Origin of the sequence: Alkaliphilus pronyensis, from assembly GCF_009017275.1 — a bacterium.
Taxonomy (GTDB): Bacteria; Bacillota; Clostridia; order Peptostreptococcales; family Natronincolaceae; genus Alkaliphilus_C; species Alkaliphilus_C pronyensis.
On the sequence record NZ_WBZC01000025.1, the window covers coordinates 16,760 to 36,160 of the forward strand.

General features: G+C 34.2%; 16 protein-coding genes. 4 read left to right on the top strand and 12 right to left on the bottom strand.

All coding sequences use genetic code 11. The features are described from left to right. Positions 1-249: 249 nt before the first annotated feature. Complete coding sequence (locus F8154_RS07890; protein ID WP_151861074.1) at positions 250-1,140, top strand: DMT family transporter; 891 nt, start codon at positions 250-252, stop codon at positions 1,138-1,140. Positions 1,141-1,351: 211 nt separating this feature from the next. Here the strand turns inward: F8154_RS07890 and yihA are convergent, their stop codons facing one another. From yihA to lonB, 3 genes are all read right to left on the bottom strand, one after another. Next, positions 1,352-1,975, bottom strand: coding sequence for a ribosome biogenesis GTP-binding protein YihA/YsxC (gene yihA / locus F8154_RS07895; protein ID WP_151861075.1), 624 nt, complete (start codon positions 1,973-1,975; stop codon positions 1,352-1,354). After that, entirely contained in the window at positions 1,965-4,328 is a 2,364-nt protein-coding gene (lon, locus tag F8154_RS07900; protein WP_151861076.1) for an endopeptidase La, read from the bottom strand. The genes yihA and lon overlap by 11 nt, the downstream gene beginning before the upstream one ends. Positions 4,329-4,519: 191 nt before the next feature. Then, positions 4,520-6,205 carry an ATP-dependent protease LonB gene (gene lonB, locus F8154_RS07905; RefSeq protein WP_151861077.1) on the bottom strand — a complete coding sequence of 562 codons (1,686 nt, stop codon included), beginning with the start codon at positions 6,203-6,205 and terminating at the stop codon, positions 4,520-4,522. 177 nt (positions 6,206-6,382) lie between these two features. Here lonB and F8154_RS07910 point away from each other — a divergent pair, with 177 nt between their 5' ends. Beyond that, entirely contained in the window at positions 6,383-6,943 is a 561-nt protein-coding gene (locus F8154_RS07910) for a chromate transporter (protein ID WP_334296201.1), read from the top strand. After that, complete coding sequence (locus tag F8154_RS07915; protein WP_151861079.1) at positions 6,930-7,454, top strand: chromate transporter; 525 nt, start codon at positions 6,930-6,932, stop codon at positions 7,452-7,454. Before F8154_RS07910 ends, F8154_RS07915 begins: the two co-directional genes overlap by 14 nt. 170 nt (positions 7,455-7,624) lie before the next feature. Here the strand turns inward: F8154_RS07915 and clpX are convergent, their stop codons facing one another. From clpX to F8154_RS07955, 8 genes are all read right to left on the bottom strand, one after another. After that, complete coding sequence (gene clpX / locus F8154_RS07920; protein WP_151861080.1) at positions 7,625-8,893, bottom strand: ATP-dependent Clp protease ATP-binding subunit ClpX; 1,269 nt, start codon at positions 8,891-8,893, stop codon at positions 7,625-7,627. 24 nt (positions 8,894-8,917) lie between these two features. Continuing rightward, positions 8,918-9,502: an ATP-dependent Clp endopeptidase proteolytic subunit ClpP gene (gene clpP, locus F8154_RS07925; RefSeq protein WP_151861081.1), complete on the bottom strand. Its 585-nt coding sequence runs from the start codon at positions 9,500-9,502 to the stop codon at positions 8,918-8,920. Positions 9,503-9,530: 28 nt separating this feature from the next. Beyond that, complete coding sequence (gene tig, locus F8154_RS07930; protein WP_151861082.1) at positions 9,531-10,817, bottom strand: trigger factor; 1,287 nt, start codon at positions 10,815-10,817, stop codon at positions 9,531-9,533. Positions 10,818-11,096: 279 nt separating this feature from the next. Then, complete coding sequence (locus F8154_RS07935; RefSeq protein WP_192930202.1) at positions 11,097-12,257, bottom strand: cation:proton antiporter; 1,161 nt, start codon at positions 12,255-12,257, stop codon at positions 11,097-11,099. Then, on the bottom strand, positions 12,254-12,604 hold the full coding sequence (locus F8154_RS07940) for a hypothetical protein (protein ID WP_151861084.1): 351 nt from the start codon (positions 12,602-12,604) through the stop codon (positions 12,254-12,256). Before F8154_RS07940 ends, F8154_RS07935 begins: the two co-directional genes overlap by 4 nt. 16 nt (positions 12,605-12,620) lie before the next feature. Then, on the bottom strand, positions 12,621-13,808 hold the full coding sequence (locus F8154_RS07945; protein ID WP_151861085.1) for an S-layer homology domain-containing protein: 1,188 nt from the start codon (positions 13,806-13,808) through the stop codon (positions 12,621-12,623). Positions 13,809-13,958: 150 nt separating this feature from the next. After that, complete coding sequence (locus F8154_RS07950) at positions 13,959-14,864, bottom strand: BsuPI-related putative proteinase inhibitor (RefSeq protein ID WP_192930203.1); 906 nt, start codon at positions 14,862-14,864, stop codon at positions 13,959-13,961. Between the two features lie 70 nt (positions 14,865-14,934). Continuing rightward, on the bottom strand, positions 14,935-15,924 hold the full coding sequence (locus tag F8154_RS07955) for a LacI family DNA-binding transcriptional regulator (protein WP_151861087.1): 990 nt from the start codon (positions 15,922-15,924) through the stop codon (positions 14,935-14,937). Positions 15,925-16,166: 242 nt separating this feature from the next. On the opposite strand from F8154_RS07955, the gene F8154_RS07960 reads away from it, so the two are divergent. Further along, a complete protein-coding gene (locus tag F8154_RS07960) occupies positions 16,167-17,672 on the top strand; it encodes a methyl-accepting chemotaxis protein (protein ID WP_151861088.1) in 1,506 nt (501 codons plus the stop codon). Positions 17,673-17,752: 80 nt separating this feature from the next. Here the strand turns inward: F8154_RS07960 and amrA are convergent, their stop codons facing one another. Continuing rightward, a complete protein-coding gene (amrA, locus tag F8154_RS07965) occupies positions 17,753-19,183 on the bottom strand; it encodes an AmmeMemoRadiSam system protein A (RefSeq protein ID WP_151861089.1) in 1,431 nt (476 codons plus the stop codon). Positions 19,184-19,401: the final 218 nt, after the last annotated feature.

Below are 19,401 nucleotides of genomic sequence, written 5' to 3' on the forward strand. Positions count from 1 at the left end.
GAAAATGGAAAACAAGAAAACATAATTAAAAGTTAAAAGTGAAAAATTAAAAATTAAGAGTTAAGAGTTAAGAGTTAAAAACATAAGATCAAAACCTTTTAACCATGAACAAAAACAATACATATAACAAGAGGGAAGATAAATCTTTCCCTCTTGTTTATCTTTGTTGGTCTTTACCTTCTTTATTAAATACTGCTGTGATATAATAGCTATAGTTAAGTTATCTTTTTTATTAAAGGGGGCATTATAATGACTAAGCAGTTAAAGGCAGATTTAGCTTTGCTTGGGGTAACAGTTGTTTGGGGATCATCCTTCGTATTAACTAAAGGTGCATTGGATTATCTTCCAACCTTTAATTTTTTAGCCATTCGATTTATAATAGCTGCATTTTTATCTTCTATTATTTTTTATAAAAATATGCTTTCGATTAAGGCTGAAACTTTAAAATATGGGGTTCTTATAGGAGTTGTTCTCTTTGCCGCTTATGCCCTTCAAACTGTAGGGCTAAACTATACATCTGCTTCAAAATCAGGCTTTATAACAGGCTTCTCAGTTGTAATTGTGCCTGTGCTTTCAGCACTATTACTTAAGCGACCTCCCCATAAGGAGGCTATTGTAGGTGTAATTCTTGCCATTATTGGTTTAGGATTTTTAACCATAGACTCCACCTTGCTATTAAACAAAGGAGATTTTTACACCCTTATTGCTGCTATAATGTTTGCTTTACATATTATCACAGTTGGTAAATACACTGTAATGGTTGATTCCATTGCTATGGCAATTATTCAAATTGCAGTGGTTGGTGTGCTAAGTCTATTTGTAACCCTTTCCGTTGAAAATCCCATAATACCAAAGGGCTTTGATATATGGTCATCTATATTAATATTGTCGATGTTAGCAACATCAGGAGCCTTCATTATACAAAATGCTATGCAAAAGTTCACCTCACCAACCCATACTGCTCTTATTTATACAGGTGAACCGGTTTTTTCAGCAATGTTTGCCTACCTATTGTTGGGAGAAAGATTAACTGGGCAGGGGATATTTGGTAGTATATTAATTCTTGCTGGTATGTTAATATCAGAGCTGGATTGGAAAAGATTTTTTGCTGTTAATAAAGAAAAAAGTAAAACAGTCTAAAAAGACAAAGTCTTTAAAACGGTAGACTGATCAAAAAGTCTTAGTTTCGAGACACAAAGGATCCTAGCGATTGCAGCGTATACTTGAGAAAAATCAAAACTCTAATCTCTAGCCCCTTACATCCTGCCTCTAAGCTTTGTAAAGGTGCTAGGATTTTGAAGCAACAAAGAAAATAGGGCTTTTTCATCGGTTTGAAAGCTTCAAGGTATTGTTACCTTGAAGCTTCTTCAATAGTTATAGGTAATTCTTTTTGTATAAAAAAATTAGTTAATGCACCCCATAGTTGATCTATTCCTTCTTTTTTTAAGGATGAAATTGGTAGTATTATATCCTCTGGAGCCATCTTTAGCTTCTCTCTTATTACTTTAAATTGCTTATGGGTTTGTGACCTTGAAATTTTATCGGACTTTGTAGCTACTACTATTCGTCCAAAGCCATAGTGTTTAATCCAATCATACATAAGCTGATCATCCTTAGTTGGCTGGTGTCTTATATCAACTAATAGTATAACCTCATGAAGATTACTTCTTGTTGATAGGTAGGTTTCAATTATTTTTCCCCATGATGCCCTCTCATCTTTAGAAACCTTAGCATACCCATAGCCAGGTAAATCAACTAAGTAAAACTCTTCATTTATCAAATAAAAGTTAATAGTTCTGGTTTTACCTGGGCTTGAGCTTATTCGAGCAAGCTTCTTTCTACACAATAATGTATTAATTGTTGATGACTTTCCAACGTTAGAGCGTCCCACAAATGCAATTTCAGGCAATATACCCTCTGGATACTGTTTTGGACTAACAGCACTCATAACAATTTCTGAGGTTTTAATTTTCATTTTTATCTCCCCTTATTATAGCATGCTCCAATACTTCATCCATGTGCTCCACTAAAACAAATTCCATTTTTCTTTTTATGCTATCTGGAATATCATCTAAATCCTTTTGGTTTCCTATAGGTAATATTACTTTATTTATGCCAGCTCTTCTTGCCGCCAGCACCTTTTCCTTTACTCCACCAATCGGTAAAACTCTACCCCTTAATGTTATTTCTCCCGTCATAGCTATATCCTTGTAAACTGCTACATTCAATAGAGCAGAAATTACAGCAGTTGCCATAGATATTCCCGCTGAAGGACCATCCTTAGGTGTTGCCCCTTCAGGTATATGAATATGTATATCAAGCTTGTTGTGAAAGTCTTTATCAATTTTAAACCTATCTGCTCTTGAACGAATATAGCTTATTCCTGCTTTAGCAGATTCCTTCATTACATCTCCTAGCTGGCCTGTTAAAACCAGCTTTCCAGTACCCTCCATTGGTGTAACCTCAATTGATAAGGTATCTCCTCCTACTGGAGTCCATGCTAATCCTCTTACAACACCAACCTCATCTTTTTGATTTGCTAGCTCATATCTAAAAACTGGATTTCCTAGGTATCTTCTTAGGCTTTGAGGATTAACCCTTACTAGCTTTACTTTTTCCTCAATAATCCTTTTGGCTGTTTTTCTACAAACATTAGCAATTTGTCTTTCAAGATTTCTTACGCCTGATTCACGTGTATAATAGTTTATTATATCTCTTACTGCCTTCTCGGATATTTGCAGCTGTGATTTTTTTAATCCATGCTCCTTTATTTGCTTAGGAAGCAAGTATTTCTGAGCAATATTTAGCTTCTCCTCTTCTGTATAACCAGGAATTCTTAGAACCTCCATTCTATCTAACAATGGACGTGGAATTGTCTCTAATGAATTGGCTGTTGTCACAAACATCACTTTAGATAGGCTAAAGGGTATTTCTAAGTAGTGATCAGTAAAGCTATTGTTTTGCTCAGGATCCAGTACCTCCAATAGGGCGGCTGCTGGATCGCCCCTAAAGTCGCTGGCCAGCTTATCAATCTCGTCCAAGAGGAAAACAGGATTATTACTTCCTACTTGCCTCATGGCAGAGATGATTCTACCTGGAATAGCACCAACATAGGTTCTACGATGTCCTCGTATTTCTGCTTCATCTCTAACCCCACCTAAAGACATTCTAACGAATTTTCTATTAAGTGCCCGGGCAATTGATTTTGCTATTGAGGTTTTACCTACCCCTGGTGGACCAACTAAGCAAAGGATTGGACCCTTCATGGATTTAGCCAACTGTCTTATGGCTAAATATTCTAATATTCTATCCTTAACCTTTTCTAGCCCATAATGATCTTCGTCTAGTATTCTTGCCGATTCCTTAAGATTTAGCTTGTCTTTGGTTTCCTTATTCCACGGTAAATGCAATATCCAGTCTACATAGTTCCTAATAACTCCTGTCTCAGCTGATGCTGGAGATAGCCTTGACAAACGATCTATTTCTCTTTCTATCTTTTCAGTTATTTCCTTTGGCAGTTTTAATTTTTTAAGTTTCTGTCTAAACTCATCAACTTCCTCAACAACAGCTTCATCTTCCCCTAGTTCCTTTTGAATTGCCTTAAGCTGCTCCCTTAAATAATACTCCTTCTGTACCTTATTTATTTGCTTTTTTACTCTATTGTTTATCTTCTGCTCTATTTCCAAAATCTCTATTTCTTCCAGCAATATTTTATAAAGGGTTTCTAGCCTAGATTTAGGCTCAAATGCTTCTAATATTTCTTGCTTTTGTGTTTGCTTAAGTGCAATATTAGCAGCTATGGTGTCTGCTAATCTACCTGGTATATCTATTTCAGATACAGTTAATAGTATTTCTGGCGATATCTTATTGCTTACTTCTATGTATTGTTCAAAGGCTTCAAGAACACTTCTCATTAAGGCTTCAATGCTTTTATCTGTAATAACCTCTTTAGTGTGATGCTCCTCCTCAATATCTACCATGAAGTATGGTTCTTCCTGAGTGACCTCCTTAATCCTTCCTCTTGTTATTCCTTCAACCAATACTCTTATAGTATCACCTGGCAGCTTTAACATCTGTTTTATTTTAGAAACCGTTCCAACTTGATAAAAATCCTTTGGGGTAGGTAGGTTTACTTCTACTTCCTTTTGTGAAGCTAAAAATACCATTTGATCATTTACCATAGCCTCTTCAAGGGCATTGATTGAGCGTTCCCTTCCAACATCAAAGTGTAGTACCATATAGGGAAAAACAGTTAATCCCCTTAGAGGTATTAATGGTAAACTACGCTTAAGCATTATGGTGTCTCTATTCTCTTCTTTACGCTCCATAAAACCACTCCTTAATAGTATCTATTTAATATTCAATGTAGTTATATTTAAATATAAGTAATTAGACAATCGACTATAATTATATACATTAATTTAACATTTTTCAATATTTTACCCTAATTTATATTAGTCTATCAATTAAAATTAGGTATTTATCTTAAAAAAGTAGCCGATAATCATCGACTACTTCTTTATTTCTTTATCTGATTACCTAGGGCTGCTACATAATTTAGGGCTTCAGTAGTTGTTACCTTTTTATCCTGTTTGTCTTTTAGCTTTAGTGCATTATCAATTACCTCTTCAATAGTGCTTACAGCTATAACCTCAATTGGGTAGTCTTTAAAGCGTTCTTGATAGTTTTCAGCAGGTACAATTGCCCTTGAACATCCAGCCTTTATGGCTGCATCTAGCTTTGCTGCTACACCTCCAACAGCCTTAACCTTACCTCTAATTGATACTTCACCTGTCATTGCTAATTTGTGGTCTATGGGCTGCTTAGTAATTGCAGAATATATGGCAGTTACCATGGTTATACCTGCAGATGGTCCATCAATGGGTATTCCTCCTGGAAAATTAAGATGTATATCATAGTCTCTTGTATCTATACCTAAAAAGTTCTTTATTACAGTCAATACATTGTCAACCGAATCGGAGGCTGTGCTCCTTCTTTTCAAGGTTTTACCTGTAGTGTTGGTTTCTTCTGAGTCAACAATTCCAGTTACTATAATTCTACCTTTGCCTTTTCTTGGTATTTTGATTGCAGAGGCCTCTATTTCTAAAAGCATTCCAATATTAGCACCGTATACACCTAAACCATTTACATAGCCAACACTTGGTTGATTCTCGATTCTTTTTTCAGGTCTAGGATGATAATTTCCACTTTCAATAACCCATTCTACATCCTCAAGGGTAATACTTTTCTTATTGTTCATTAGGGCTAAGCCACTACTTATTTGAATAATATTTACTGCTTCCCTACCATTTGTGGCATATTTTTTTATCTCTTCAACTGCCCTTTCATTAATAGTAAAGCCACTTTTTTCTGTAGCATTTTTAGCTATTTTTCCTACTTCCTCTTGGGACAATGGTTTAAAATATATTTCAACACACCTTGATCTTAGTGCTTGGGGTAACTCAGACGAGGATCTTGTTGTTGCTGCCACAAGCCTAAAGTCTGCCGGTAATCCCCTTTTAAATATTTCGTGAATATGTTCAGGTATATTTTTATCCTCTTCGCTATAATATGCACTTTCTAAAAAGACCTTTCTATCCTCCAATACCTTTAAAAGCTTATTCATTTGTACCCCATGCAGCTCTCCTATCTCATCAAGGAAAAGAATACCTCCATGGGCTTTAGTTACTGCACCAGGCTTAGGCTGTGGTATGCCAGCTTGTCCCATTGCTCCTGCTCCCTGGTAAATTGGGTCATGGACAGATCCCATTAATGGATCGGCAATACCTCTATCGTCAAATCTTAGTATAGTGGCATCCATTTCCATAAACTTAGATTCTTTATTGAAGGGTGATATATGACTATTTTTAGCTTCTTCTAATACAACCCGTGCAGCAGCAGTTTTTCCTACACCTGGTGGACCATAAATAATTACATGCTGGGGATTAGTACTGCATAATGCTGCCCTTAGAGCCTTTAATCCATCATTTTGTCCAATTATTTCAGAGAAGGATGTAGGTCTAGTGTACTCTGATAAGGGTATTGTTAAAGAAAGCTGTCTCATTTTCCTTAGCTTATCTAATTCTTTCTTAGATTCCTTTTCTATTGCTACCTTACTTCCCTGCTGACCCTTTAAAAGGCTTAGGAAGTATAATCCAATTACTATAGCGAAAAAGAATTGTACAAGAAAAAAAATATCTGGCAATATTTAACCTCCTTTCAATAAGGATGTATTAATAGTATGTACTGACCAAATCATTTTATCCTGCTGAAAAAAACCTTCCTACATAAGCAACAATAGGAAAGCATTAATTATTAAATATATTTTTTAATAGTATGTTATAATATTAGATATTGAAAAATTCTATATTATTAATCAGGAGTGAGCAATTTGGATACATATTTAAAGCTCTTTTGGATTTTTTTTCGAGTTGGTGCCTTTACCTTTGGCGGTGGTTATGCCATGGTTCCTATAATTCAAAAAGAAATAGTGGAAAAAAAAGGCTTAATTTCTGAAACTGAGTTCCTTGATATCATAGCTGTAGCTCAGAGCCTACCAGGTGCCATTGCAGTTAATACCTCAGTATTTGTTGGCTATAAAACAGTAGGTGTTTTAGGTTCAGTATTTGCATTATTAGGAACTGTTTTGCCATCATTATTTATTATTATTGTTTTAGCTATTTTCTATAATTACATAAAGGATATAAATTCAATACAGTTATTTTTTAAAGGTGTGAGACCTGCTATTGTAGCACTTATCTTTATGTCTGCAGTAAAGCTGGCAAAAGCAATAGATAAAACTAAGTTTAATTATTTTATAATCACAGCTGCCTTTTTAGCCATTGCTGTATTAGATATACACCCTATTTTAGTGGTAATTGCATGTGCTTGTACTGGCTTGATATATACAGCTAGGGGGAAAAAAGAAAATGATGTATCTTGAGTTGTTTTTAACCTTCCTTAAAATTGGTGGTTTTAGCTTCGGTGGTGGATATGCCATGCTACCCCTAATAGAGGAGGAAATTGTATATATACACCAATGGTTAAGTCAACAGGAGTTTATAGATATTATTGCTATATCACAAATGTCACCAGGGCCAATAGCAGTTAATGCCGCAACCTTTGTTGGATTTAAACATGTTGGTATATTAGGCTCTATAGTTGCAACCTTTGGTGTGGTTTTTACTTCCTTTATTTTAGTTACTACTCTTGCAAAGGTTATAATTAAACACTATAAATCAACTGTTGTTACAGGCATTTTTACTGGTATACGTCCAGCTGTAATTGGTTTGATAGGAGCAGCCTGTGTTTCATTATTCAAGACATCCATTGTTGATTACAAAAGCCTATTAATAGGCTTTACTATGCTAATATTACTCAGTAAAACAAGGTTACATCCCATTAGCATAATAATGATTTCTGGAATTATGGGTGTAGTTGTTTTTTCAATATAACTAACAAAAGGTAGATTGATCAAAAAGTCTTAGTTTCGAGGCGCAAAAAATCCTAGCGATTGCAGCGTATACAATAATACGTAAAAGTGCTAGGATTTTGAAGCAACAAAGAAAATAGGGCTTTTTCATCAATCTAAAGGGTAGAAGCTTAGCTTCTACCCTATTATTATTTATGATGCTGTTTCTTCAGACTTCTTCTTTGATGCTTTAGATTTTTTATTTATAATTGTTGGAGGTACGTTATCTGTTACTGTTCCCTCTGTTATAATTACCTTTTCAATGGTATTATTAGATGGTATTTCATACATTATATCCATCATTAAGCCCTCCATTATTCCTCTAAGACCACGGGCTCCAGTTTTTCTTTCTATAGCTTTTTTAGCTATTAATCCTAGGGCCTCCTGTTGAAACTCAAGAAGCACACCATCAATTTCAAATAGTTTGTTGTACTGCTTTATTAAAGCATTCTTTGGCTCAGACAGAATTTGGATAAGTGCCGCTTCATCAAGCTGGTCTAGGGTTACTACTACTGGTAGCCTTCCAACAAATTCTGGAATTAAACCAAACTTTAATAAATCTTCTGGTTGAATTAGCTTTAAAAGACTTCCAATATCTTTAACCTGTTTACTTTTAATATCTGCACCAAATCCCATTGAAGTTTTACCAATACGTTTTTCTATTATCTTCTCTACTCCATCAAAGGCACCACCACAGATAAATAGAATATTTGTTGTATCTATCTGAATAAACTCTTGATGGGGATGCTTTCTACCCCCTTGTGGAGGTACACTGGCAACTGTTCCCTCTAATATTTTTAAGAGGGCCTGCTGTACTCCTTCGCCACTGACATCTCTAGTTATAGATGGATTTTCTGATTTACGGGCAATTTTATCAACCTCATCAATGTATATTATACCCTTCTCAGCCTTTTCTATATCATAATCAGCCGCTTGTATCAGCTTTAACAGAATGTTTTCAACATCTTCTCCTACGTAGCCTGCCTCTGTTAATGAAGTTGCATCAGCAATGGCAAAGGGAACATTTAATATTTTCGCCAATGTTTGAGCAAGTAATGTTTTTCCAGAGCCAGTTGGTCCAATCATAACTATATTGCTCTTTTGAAGCTCAACATCATCAGCCTTTATATCTGCATTAATTCTTTTGTAGTGATTATATACTGCTACAGCTAGTGCCTTTTTTGCTTCCTCTTGTCCTATCACATATTGATTAAGAATATCCCTTATCTCTTTAGGCTTTGGCAAATTCATTAAGTCAATATCTATATTCTCATCAAACTCCTCTTGAATAATTTCTTGACACAGCTCAATACACTCATCACATATATAAACATTTGGACCTGCAATTAGTCTTCTTACTTGATCTTGGGATTTACCGCAGAAGGAACATTTTAATTGCTTTTTATCCTCAAATCTTGACATTTCTACACCTCTTTCGATACACTGTTATTTCCTTAAGACCATCACTTCGTCAATTATACCATATTCCTTTGCTTCCCCGGGCTCCATAAAGAAGTCCCTATCTGTATCCCTTTGTATTCTCTCTAGTGGCTGACCTGTTCTTTCAGACAATATTTTATTTATATTTTCTCTCATTTTTAGTAATCTTTCAGTCTGAATTCTAATGTCTTCTGCCTGACCACGAGTTCCACCTAATGGTTGATGTATCATAATTTCAGCATTTGGTAAAGCAAATCTCTTGCCTTTTTTTCCTGCTGCCAATAGAAACGCTCCCATACTGGCTGCCATACCTATACATATTGTTGATACATCAGGCTTAACATAATTCATAGTATCATATATTGCCATACCTGCAGTTATTGATCCACCTGGGCTATTAATATAAATTTGAATATCCTTATCTGGATCATCTGCTTCAAGGAACAGTAATTGAGCAACAACTAAGCTAGCTGTAACATCATTTACCTCATCACCAAGAAAAATAATTCTTTCCTTTAATAACCTTGAATAAATATCGTAGGATCTTTCACCACGATTTGTTTGTTCAACAACAACTGGAACTAATGCCATACTTATCTCCTCCCAATCTTTAAATAATTTAAGATATCTTGGCATTCTCAACAAGTAAGTCGATGGTTTTTTTAATTATAATATTCTCTTTAAAATAATTTAGGTCTTCTTCTCGTAGGGTTGATTTAAACTTATCTAGTTCTTGATTATATTGCTTTGCAATCTTCTCAAGCTCACCCTGTAGCTCTTCCTCTGTTGCATCGATTTTCTCAACCTCTGCAATCTTTTCTAGTACAAGTTGAGATTTTAATCTATTAATTGCATCATCCCTCATTTGATTCCTTATATCTTCCTCTTTAGTACCTGACATCTGATAGTAATACTCTAAATTTAACCCTTGATAGCTCAACTGATACTCAAAATCCTTTAGCATGGAATCTATTTGTCTTTCTACAAGAACATCTGGTAAACTAATTTCTACTTTACTAACAACATTTTCTACTACAGAGTTTCTTAGTTCCTTTTCAGCTTTATTGTTTGCTTGTTCTTCAAGCTTATTCTTAATATCTACCCTTAATTCCTCCAATGTATCAAATTCCGATACATCTTTTGCAAATTCATCATCTATAACTGGAAGCTCTTTTTCTTTAATTTCATGGATGGTTACATTAAAGGTTGCAGCTTTACCTGCTAGATTTTCAGCCTTATATTCTTCTGGAAAAGTAACTTTTACTTCAACCTCTTCTCCTATGTTCTTACCCACTAACTGCTCTTCGAAGCCAGGTATAAATTGTCCTGAGCCTATTGTTAATGATTGCTTTTCAGCACTTCCACCTTCAAAGGCTTCACCATCAACAAAGCCTTTGTAGTCAATGATAACTAAATCATCTACCTTTACAGGTCTATCATTTACTTCTATCATTCTTGCATTTTTATCTTGCATTGACTTTAGTTGATTTTCTATGTCCTCTTCTTGTACATTATACTCTTTTTTCTCGACTTCTATACCTTTGTAGTTATCTACTATAAATTCAGGCATTACTTCAACAATTGCTGTAAATACAACATCTTCACCCTTGTTTATTTCTTCTATATCAATTTCTGGTCTATCTATAGGGTCTATTTTTAACTCTTGTAGTGCTTCTTCATAGGCATCTGGAAAACACTGATTTATTGCTTCTTCATAAAACACTCCAACACCATAATGGGTTTCAATAATTTTTCTTGGTGCTTTTCCTTTTCTAAAGCCTGGAATATTAAATCTTGACTTCATCTTATTATATGCTTTATTAATTGATTTTTCGAATTCCTCTGCCTCCACAACTAGTTTTAAGGTAATTTTATTTTCTTCCTGTTTTATTATTTCTGAATTCATTAATGCTCCTCCTCTATTTAATTTTACCATTTTTTAGTATAATGGGTAAAACTTTTAAAACTCATTATGTATCAAGTGCTCCTTAAAAGGATTAACAACTTGATTGTTTTTAAACCCCCATATCATTGAAATTATAAGCATAACTTCTTAGATATTAAAAAACATCCATATAATTGGATGTCTTAAAGTATTACATTTATCATATCATATTAATACTACCGAATTTAAGTATTATTGTCAACAGATAGCTATTCTTTAGCATCAATTTTTTTGGTTTTTTTATTGTATTTCACCAGTGTTTTTTAATGCCCTTTTTACTAATAGTGGTCCAACTATTTCAAAAAAGATTACACCGCTTAGTACTATACCAGTTATCAAGCCGTTGGAGTGGGGCAATTTCTGCTCAGCTATGGTGCTTAAGCCTATTGCAACACCCGCCTGTGGTGTTAAAGCCATACCTATGTTTTTTCTTGATAAGGGCTTTAGTGAAGTAATATTTGCAACAAGCATACTTCCTCCTATTTTTCCAATTAGTCTTCCCATAATATATGCAATACCCACCAAGCCAACTGTACCCATTATGGATATGTCTAGTTTAGCTCCTGCCAAGGTTAGAAAAACAACAAATATTGGCAATTCAACCCTTTCTAGGGTGGTTACAAGTATATGCTTTCTATTAATAAGATTTGTGATTACGGCTCCCGTTGTCATATTAAGTAAAATAGCTGATAAATTAAGTGCAATGGCGATTCCAGTATTTAAAAGAATAACTCCTATAAGTAAAACTAAGTAGTTACTATTATTGGGTTTTTTCTTTATAATGTATGCATTAACTATTCCAGCTATTGACCCAAATAATATTGCTAAGCCCATTTCTCTAGTAAGTGAAAGGGCTAAATTAACACCACTTAAATTGGCATTTTGTAAACCCTGCAATACAGCACTTACTATACCAAACAATAAAATACAGTTTAAGTTTTCTATCGCCACTAGGGCCATAACATTTTTGGCAAAGCTACCCTTGGCTCTATATTCTTTAATAATAGAAAGAACACCAGAGGGTGATACGGTTTGGGCAAGCACACCTAGTATTATTGCAAATTCTATCGGTACCCCTAAAAAATAGGTGCTGGCGGCTACTAGACCAAAGGTTATTAAGCCATCACCTAATGCCAACAAAAATAAGTCTCCTCCAAACTTAAAGAAAACATACCTATGGAGCTCAGACCCTATAGAAAAGGCTAATATACCTAATGCCAGATGGTTGACAAACTGTAGGGATTTTATCATTTCTTTGGAAATCACATTTAAAAATGATGGGCCAATGAATAAGCCTAGTATTATATAACCTGTCACTGAAGGAAGCTTAAATTTAGAGGCTATCTTTCCTCCCAACAAGCCTAATATCAATAATATGCCTACGTAAAATGGATAATTCATTGACACTCACCGCACCCTTTTATTGCAAGACCTTTAACAATATTCACAGGCACACTAAATAAAAACACTGTATCTGGCTCATTAATATCTCCAATTATGTCTTCAACCAGCTCTATAGCTTTATCCCTTTCGCAGCAGTTAACTACTGTAAAAATAGTCTTACTGTTATTTTTTTCTGTAGCCTCTATTTCAGCAAATTGAGCTAAAAAAGGAATATGGTCTGCAATTATATGCCCCATTCCTGCGCTGTCTATAACAGTTGCTCCCCTTATTCCTATATCAATGAATCCATCTAAAATCCCTCTCAAATACTCTGTTTTGTTTAACACTATTACTAAAAGCTCCAACTTAAAAATCCTCCCTTTATAAATTTTTCCTTTCCATTAGCTTAACAACTAACTCACATAGCTCTCCCCTTGTTATAAAATCTTTGGGTCTAAGCTCCTTGTTTTCTTCATCCTCTAACACTCCTAAAGCTATTAGATAGGCAGTTGCTTTCACCCTTTTAGGGCAGAGCTGCTGGCTATCCTTATACTTAATAGGTATAGCTAAAGGCTCCTTTTCATTAAATTCTTTACCTATCCCATTAACAAGCATACCTATAGCTTCTTCTCGCATTATAGCCTCTTTGGGATTTATATTATTATTGTCATCTGTTGCTATTAAGCTTTTTTCATGTGCTGTAGTCATATAGCCTACAGCCCACTGTGAAACATCCTGCCAGTCATTTGAAACTGCTCTTTCTTTCCTTAACTCTATTTTTAAAGCATCAATTATAATTTTAACTGCCTGTTCTTTGGTTATATATTCATCTGGCTTAAAGGTATCATTTCCTACACCCTTTACAATACCCATTTCATATAATGCTTCAATGTATTGTTTTTTAGGGTGACCTATTGTATCTTTAAATACAGCTTTATGGTCCTCATTTAAATCTCCAAAATGATGTATCTCTGGTGTTGGCAGCTTAAGGCTCCCCTTCGGCAGTCCCTTACACGGAAGTAGTCCAGCATCTATAGAGGTTATTGGCTGCTGATATTTTTCTCTAATAAGCTGAAATATTTCCTCTTGATAAGCTTTTTTTCCCGAAACATTAGGGTTGTTTTTACTAACCCAGCTATTATAACCCCATAGTGGAAAGTACCAATGCTCTAACACATTTGGATTCATATCCCCGATGGTAGGATATACTGTACCGGTTGCATTCCACCTACCCAACAGTATATCAGCACCTGCTTCTATATTATATTTTATGTTGTGTTTTAACTTATCTTGGTCTAAGTGTTTATGTACTTTATTTACCTGCATAATTCCAGTATTACCTGCAACAATTAGAGGTTGTCCATTTTCATCGAATTGTCTATAGTTGCTTTCCTTCCAAGCAATTGCCTTTAAAATAACCGACGGAATGTTTTTTTCTTTAGCAACCTCTTCAATGATTTTTTCAACTTCCTCATAGCTTAGGTTCTCATTGCTAAAGCCTTCAGTTATTTGAGAGCTTAAAAGCAGCATAATTACTGAAATAAATATAATAAGTCTTTTCTTTAGCATAAAATACCTCCTGTAAACTGTGTTATAACATCACTTACTACCAATAACTAATTACTATTTTCTAACTATTATACCACATATGTAGTAAACCATTTGTAATTACTATATTACTTTTTTGTTACAAGAAAAAATCCTAAATATTTAGGATTTTTATAGGGTAAAATCAAATTGTATTTTTAATGCTTCCTTTGAGTTTCCTAATCTTTCAAGGTTTTTTGCTAAAACATCAATTGTTACTGTAAAGCTTCCCTTTTCTAATAGGTTTCCATTCTTATCTTTTTTGTCCCAAGTATCTGACCATCCAATACTAGCCTGTGGATTTAATTCTTCATATATTAAAGCCATAGTAAAAAACTTTCCATCTGAGTACCGGTATACCTCATTACCATCTTCGTCCTGTATGACTACCTCAAATTGTTGTCCTGATGAAAACTCTAATGTTTGTGCTGTACTACTATTATTGGTTAACTCGAAGTTAAATTTTACACCATCATCATTAACCTGATGGGTGGAATTCACTTCCAACACCTTACCCTCCTTAGCTTCAGTAGTTATATTCCTTAATCTACTCAAAAGGGTATAGGCTTCTGCATAAGTAACCTTAGCTTTAGGTGCAAAGTATCCATTTTTCCCCTGTACCAAGCCTTGTGAATATGCTATAAGTACATTCCATCTATATTTTTCATCTATGGTGTCCTCATCTGGAAAGACTATTAATTTTGGAAGTGCTATTTCATCTAAGGATTTATTAGTAATTTCACTCCAGATTTTTACGAATTCGTTTACTACAGCCTCCCGGGTTGTATTCTCCAATTGTAATTGATTATCATAGGATAAAAACACATTAACCAATTTATTAAGTTCTTCAACATTTATAGGTTTTTCAAGCTCCTTTACCTTAAAGTCAAAGTCAACTGTTTCCCGTAGATCCTCTATATAGGGGGATGCCCAGTGCTTTTCTGCTTCTACAACACCCATTCCAAATACTAAAGTATTACTAAAAAGCATTATAGCTAAGGTAACACAGGCTATAAAAACTGTAGATTTGCTTTTCATGAAAATCATCCTTTCCATCTTTACAAATATAGACGAAGAATTAATACAAATTGTTCCACTATAATAAAGCTTAACTGCTTTCTCTTTCTATTAGGCTATAATTTAGTAAAACTTTATTTGTATCTATTGGTTCATCCTTTAATATTTTTGTCAACACCCTCATTCCTATAGCCCCCATTTCATACATTGGCTGAGCAACGGTGGTTAATGCTGGATAGAACTTTTGTGACATATCTATATTATCAAAGCCAATTATAGCTAAATCCTCTGGAACTTTTATGTTCATTTCTAAGGCAAGTCTGGTTACACCTAATGCCATTTCATCATTAGCAACAAATATAGCTGTTGGTTTGTTTTCTAACTCCAATAGCCTTTTTGCAGCTTCATAACCACTTTTAAATCTATATCCACCTTCAATAATCAATTCTTCATCAAACAGTAGCCCCGACTCCTTTAATGCGTCTTTATATCCCTTTAGTCTGGTTACACCCGTGACAGGGTCATGTTTTTTTCCAGTAATCATGCCTATTCTCTTATGTCCCTTTTCAATCAAATATTTTACAACTGTATAGGCTGCCTCTGTATTGTTAATTGTAACAGAGGGTAAATCCTCATAGTCTGCCCCTATAAGAACCAGCGGGATATTATAAAATTTTATTTTTGAGTATAGTTCCTCCGAGACAATGTTTCCCATAAAAATAATTCCATCTACTTGCTTTTCTGCTAAAGCATCAAAATATTGCATTTCTTTTTCATCATCTAGGTCTGTATTACAAAGAAAAATATTATAGTTATACATATTGGCTATATCCTCTACACCTCTTACAACCTCTGGATAGAACTGGTTAGATATATCAGGTATCATAATTCCAATTGTTTTAGTATTCTTAACCTTTAAGCTTCTGGCAATTGCGTTTGGCTTATACCCCAATTCTTCAATTGCCTTAATCACTTTTTTTTGAGTTTCTGGTCTAACCACTTTACTTTCATTTATTACTCTTGATACTGTAGATATTGAAACCTCAGCTTTTTTTGCAACGTCTTTTATATTGAATTTCATATTCACCACACTCCAATCACTACTTAATATTAGTTTATAATTCTATAATACAAAAGCAAATTTGTCAATATTTTGAATCTAATGAAAAAACACTAGATTGTGTAAAAGTAAAGGCTTAGTTAACATTTAGTTAAAAATCTTCATATGGAACATTTATTTGGTTTTTCTAAAGGTATTTGTCATATTTTATCGAATATTTCACTAGTATTATTTAATAAACTTTTATAATTAGGAGGTGCGCAATGTCAAAGAATAGCTTAGTAAAATACGATTTTACAAAGGTTAGCAGATTTAATGTAATATTAATACTTATTTTTTCATCGTTATTGATAGCTCAAGGCTACTTTGTTGGAGGTATCCCTCATGCCATAAAGGTGGCAACAGCAACCCTATCAACCACTTTTATTGCCTTTATTATGTTTTTGTTAATCAGAAGGCAGCTAATAAACATTACTATAGGTGGTATAATAATATGCTTTGCACCTATAGTATCTGCATTGTCTTTATTATATTTCAATGAAGGCTCAATAGCCAAAAGTGTATTTTTAGTTTTTTGTATAGCTATATGTCAAGTAGCTTTATATTTTAGAAGCAAAATGATTTTATACTATGCTATTATTTTTAACCTGACTATTTCCCTTTATTACTACAGATTTCCAGATATTTTAATGGGTGGTAGCAACCATTCCATTAGGGATTTAATTACAAGAATGATTATACTGAACTGTATGTTTTTAGTTCTTTATTTCCTTGCTAAATGGGGTAATGAATACATAGCAACTGCTGTAGAAAAGGAGAAACAAGGCAGTGAACTGCTGGAAAAGCTAAATAATACAATGGAAAAGCTTAAGGGGGGAATTGTGATACTTAATGGAAGTATTACAAAGTCTAGTGAAGGTATAGAGGATATCAAAGAGGCTAGTGGTAACATTACAGTATCAATAAATGAGATTTCTAAGGGAGTTGAAGAGGAGGCTTCAGAGGTGTATAGCATTTCCAATTCAATGAACAGTGCAACTGTATCAATAGCTGAGGTAAAGCAGCTATCTAAGGATATCAAGTCAATTTCTGATACTATAATTAATATAGTTTCACAAAACTCAGACGAAATAAACAAAATGAATGATCAAATGAATACAATTAGAAGCTCAGTTAGCTCCTCCCTTTCAACAGTAATTGAGTTACAGGATAACATGAATAATATTAATTCCTTCCTAACAGGAATTACTGATATAGCTGAGCAAACAAACCTCTTGGCCTTAAATGCTGCAATTGAAGCAGCAAGGGCAGGTGAGGCCGGTAAGGGCTTTGCTGTAGTAGCTGATGAGGTTAGAAAGCTTGCAGAGCAGAGCAGCAAGACTGCAAATGAAATATATGACATTATTTTAAAAACTCAAGAGAAGACAAAAACTGCCCTAGAGAGGGCTCAAGAGGGTAATAGAGCTGTTGAAATTGGCACCGGGGTAGTAAAGGAGGTACACCAGGGCTTCGAAACCATCAAGAACTCATTTAACTCAATGGGTAAAAAAATTGAGAATGAGGACAGTATGATAGAGGAGATTACTGATACCTTTGCCATGGTACAGGAAAAGCTTGAATCCATTGCAGCTATATCAGAAGAGCATGCGGCTGCTTCAGAAGAAATATTAGCATCAATTGAAAATGAAAACAGTAGAATAATTGATCTTGCTGAAGAAACGAAAACCATTAGAAACCTCAGCAATGATTTAGAAAATTTATGTAAATAAAATAAACCTCCTAAAGTAGACATCAGTATTTCCTTTAATATAGTCACTTTAGGGGGTTTTGATATTTTTTCCTTTATAGTTTACTGGTACCTTATTACCTCAAAGCGATATAATTTCACCTCATCATTCTGCAAAATTCCTGCCTTCTCTTTAGCTATATTCACCTGCTGTTGTGGGGTGGTAACCCCTTCTATATCTGGCAGCAATATTCCTTGCTTATCTTTACTCACCACCACTACTCCATATTTTTTAACATCTAAATCTTCAATATCACATATTGGTTGAAGCTCTCCTAGAACATCTACTTTAATTTCTAAATCCTCTAGTTCATTTCTTCTTATGGGATAAAATCTAGAGTCTTCTGAGGCTGCATCAACAGCATTATTTATTATTTCATCTGCTAGGTTTTCTTGAGCTGGGTAAAATGTTCCAATACATCCCCTCAGGTTACCATTATTATGGATAGACACAAAGGCACCTGCCCTTTGCTTCTCTAACTCCTCTAGGGCATCTGTTGGTAAAATAATTTCTTTATATACTTCCCAATCTAAGCATTTACCCTTTTTTACCCATTCTTCAATTGAAGCTCTGGCCAATGCAACATAAATATTTTCGGTTCTTTTTTTCAAATCGTAAATATCCCTTTTTTCATTAGTATGTTTTTTTAATATGCTGACTTTGTCCTTTTTATTAGCTTTAATAAAGGTGTTCATATATCCAACTCCGAAGGGTCCTTCGTAGGAAAAAACCTCTGTAGTAGTTGAGTAGCCGTCAAGAGTACCTAAGCCCATAATTATTGGCTTAAGTCCACATTCTGCTGCTGCAGTATAGCTTTCACTATTGATATTAAGTAGTTCTTCAAAGCGTTGGTCCTCCATAATTGATACAATAGTATTATCAAAAGCCCTTCCTTCTGGATTGTAGCTATAGGGACTTTCCTTAGTTAGACAATGGGATAAGTCACCACTAACTAAAACCATAGCCTGTTTATCACTTAGCATAATGGTATCACCAATTAGTTTTCCAATTCTATACAGCTCTAAATGCTTCAACATACCAATGGTTATATGCAGTATTTTGTAATTATTATATTTTTTATCTATAAAGCTAAGGGGTACAATTACTCCATGATCTAGCTCTACCTTAAGGTTATATTCCTTTGCAATGTTCTCATCAAGGAAAACACTAGGTATTTCTTCCTCCTGAAGGGCATCTATTAAGTAGTCATTGAAGTCTATATCTATAGCCTTTTCCATGCTTATTTCAGGATGCCCAAAGCTTTTAAGATTACCAGTAGCATATTCATCATTTAGAATACATATACCATCTGAGAAAACGTTTCCATGGGGGGTAATACAAATGATAACTTCAGGCTTATTCTCCAATACTATTTCGGCTATCTTATTTAAGCCCTCTATGGTTTTTTGTGCTTTTCTTTCCTCTCCCCCTCCTATTTCCTTTAGAATTATAGGGGGATGAGGGCTAATTGCAACTCCTATCAGATTACCCATATGACACCTCCAAAAACTTCTATATATTAACATTCCCAAAATACCTTTGCTTTAATATTACTTTTAAAATATTTTTAAGCTTATTTGTATGTCTCCTTATAGTTTAGCATATAAAGCTCTATATTTGTTATATATCTATGTATTAATAATCTTATTTCAGTAAATTTAGCTATAATAACCTAAGTAAAAGGATATATAATACTAATAACTGTTATTTG

Coding starts and splice junctions, on each gene's coding strand:
- F8154_RS07890 (WP_151861074.1), top strand. CDS start 250: ATGACTAAGCAGTTAAAGGCAGATTTAGCTTTGCTTGGGGTAACAGTT.
- yihA (WP_151861075.1), bottom strand. CDS start 1,975: ATGAAAATTAAAACCTCAGAAATTGTTATGAGTGCTGTTAGTCCAAAA.
- lon (WP_151861076.1), bottom strand. CDS start 4,328: ATGGAGCGTAAAGAAGAGAATAGAGACACCATAATGCTTAAGCGTAGT.
- F8154_RS07915 (WP_151861079.1), top strand. CDS start 6,930: ATGATGTATCTTGAGTTGTTTTTAACCTTCCTTAAAATTGGTGGTTTT.
- clpX (WP_151861080.1), bottom strand. CDS start 8,893: ATGTCAAGATTTGAGGATAAAAAGCAATTAAAATGTTCCTTCTGCGGT.
- clpP (WP_151861081.1), bottom strand. CDS start 9,502: ATGGCATTAGTTCCAGTTGTTGTTGAACAAACAAATCGTGGTGAAAGA.
- tig (WP_151861082.1), bottom strand. CDS start 10,817: ATGAATTCAGAAATAATAAAACAGGAAGAAAATAAAATTACCTTAAAA.
- F8154_RS07935 (WP_192930202.1), bottom strand. CDS start 12,257: ATGAATTATCCATTTTACGTAGGCATATTATTGATATTAGGCTTGTTG.
- F8154_RS07945 (WP_151861085.1), bottom strand. CDS start 13,808: ATGCTAAAGAAAAGACTTATTATATTTATTTCAGTAATTATGCTGCTT.
- F8154_RS07950 (WP_192930203.1), bottom strand. CDS start 14,864: ATGAAAAGCAAATCTACAGTTTTTATAGCCTGTGTTACCTTAGCTATA.
- F8154_RS07955 (WP_151861087.1), bottom strand. CDS start 15,924: ATGAAATTCAATATAAAAGACGTTGCAAAAAAAGCTGAGGTTTCAATA.
- F8154_RS07960 (WP_151861088.1), top strand. CDS start 16,167: ATGTCAAAGAATAGCTTAGTAAAATACGATTTTACAAAGGTTAGCAGA.
- amrA (WP_151861089.1), bottom strand. CDS start 19,183: ATGGGTAATCTGATAGGAGTTGCAATTAGCCCTCATCCCCCTATAATT.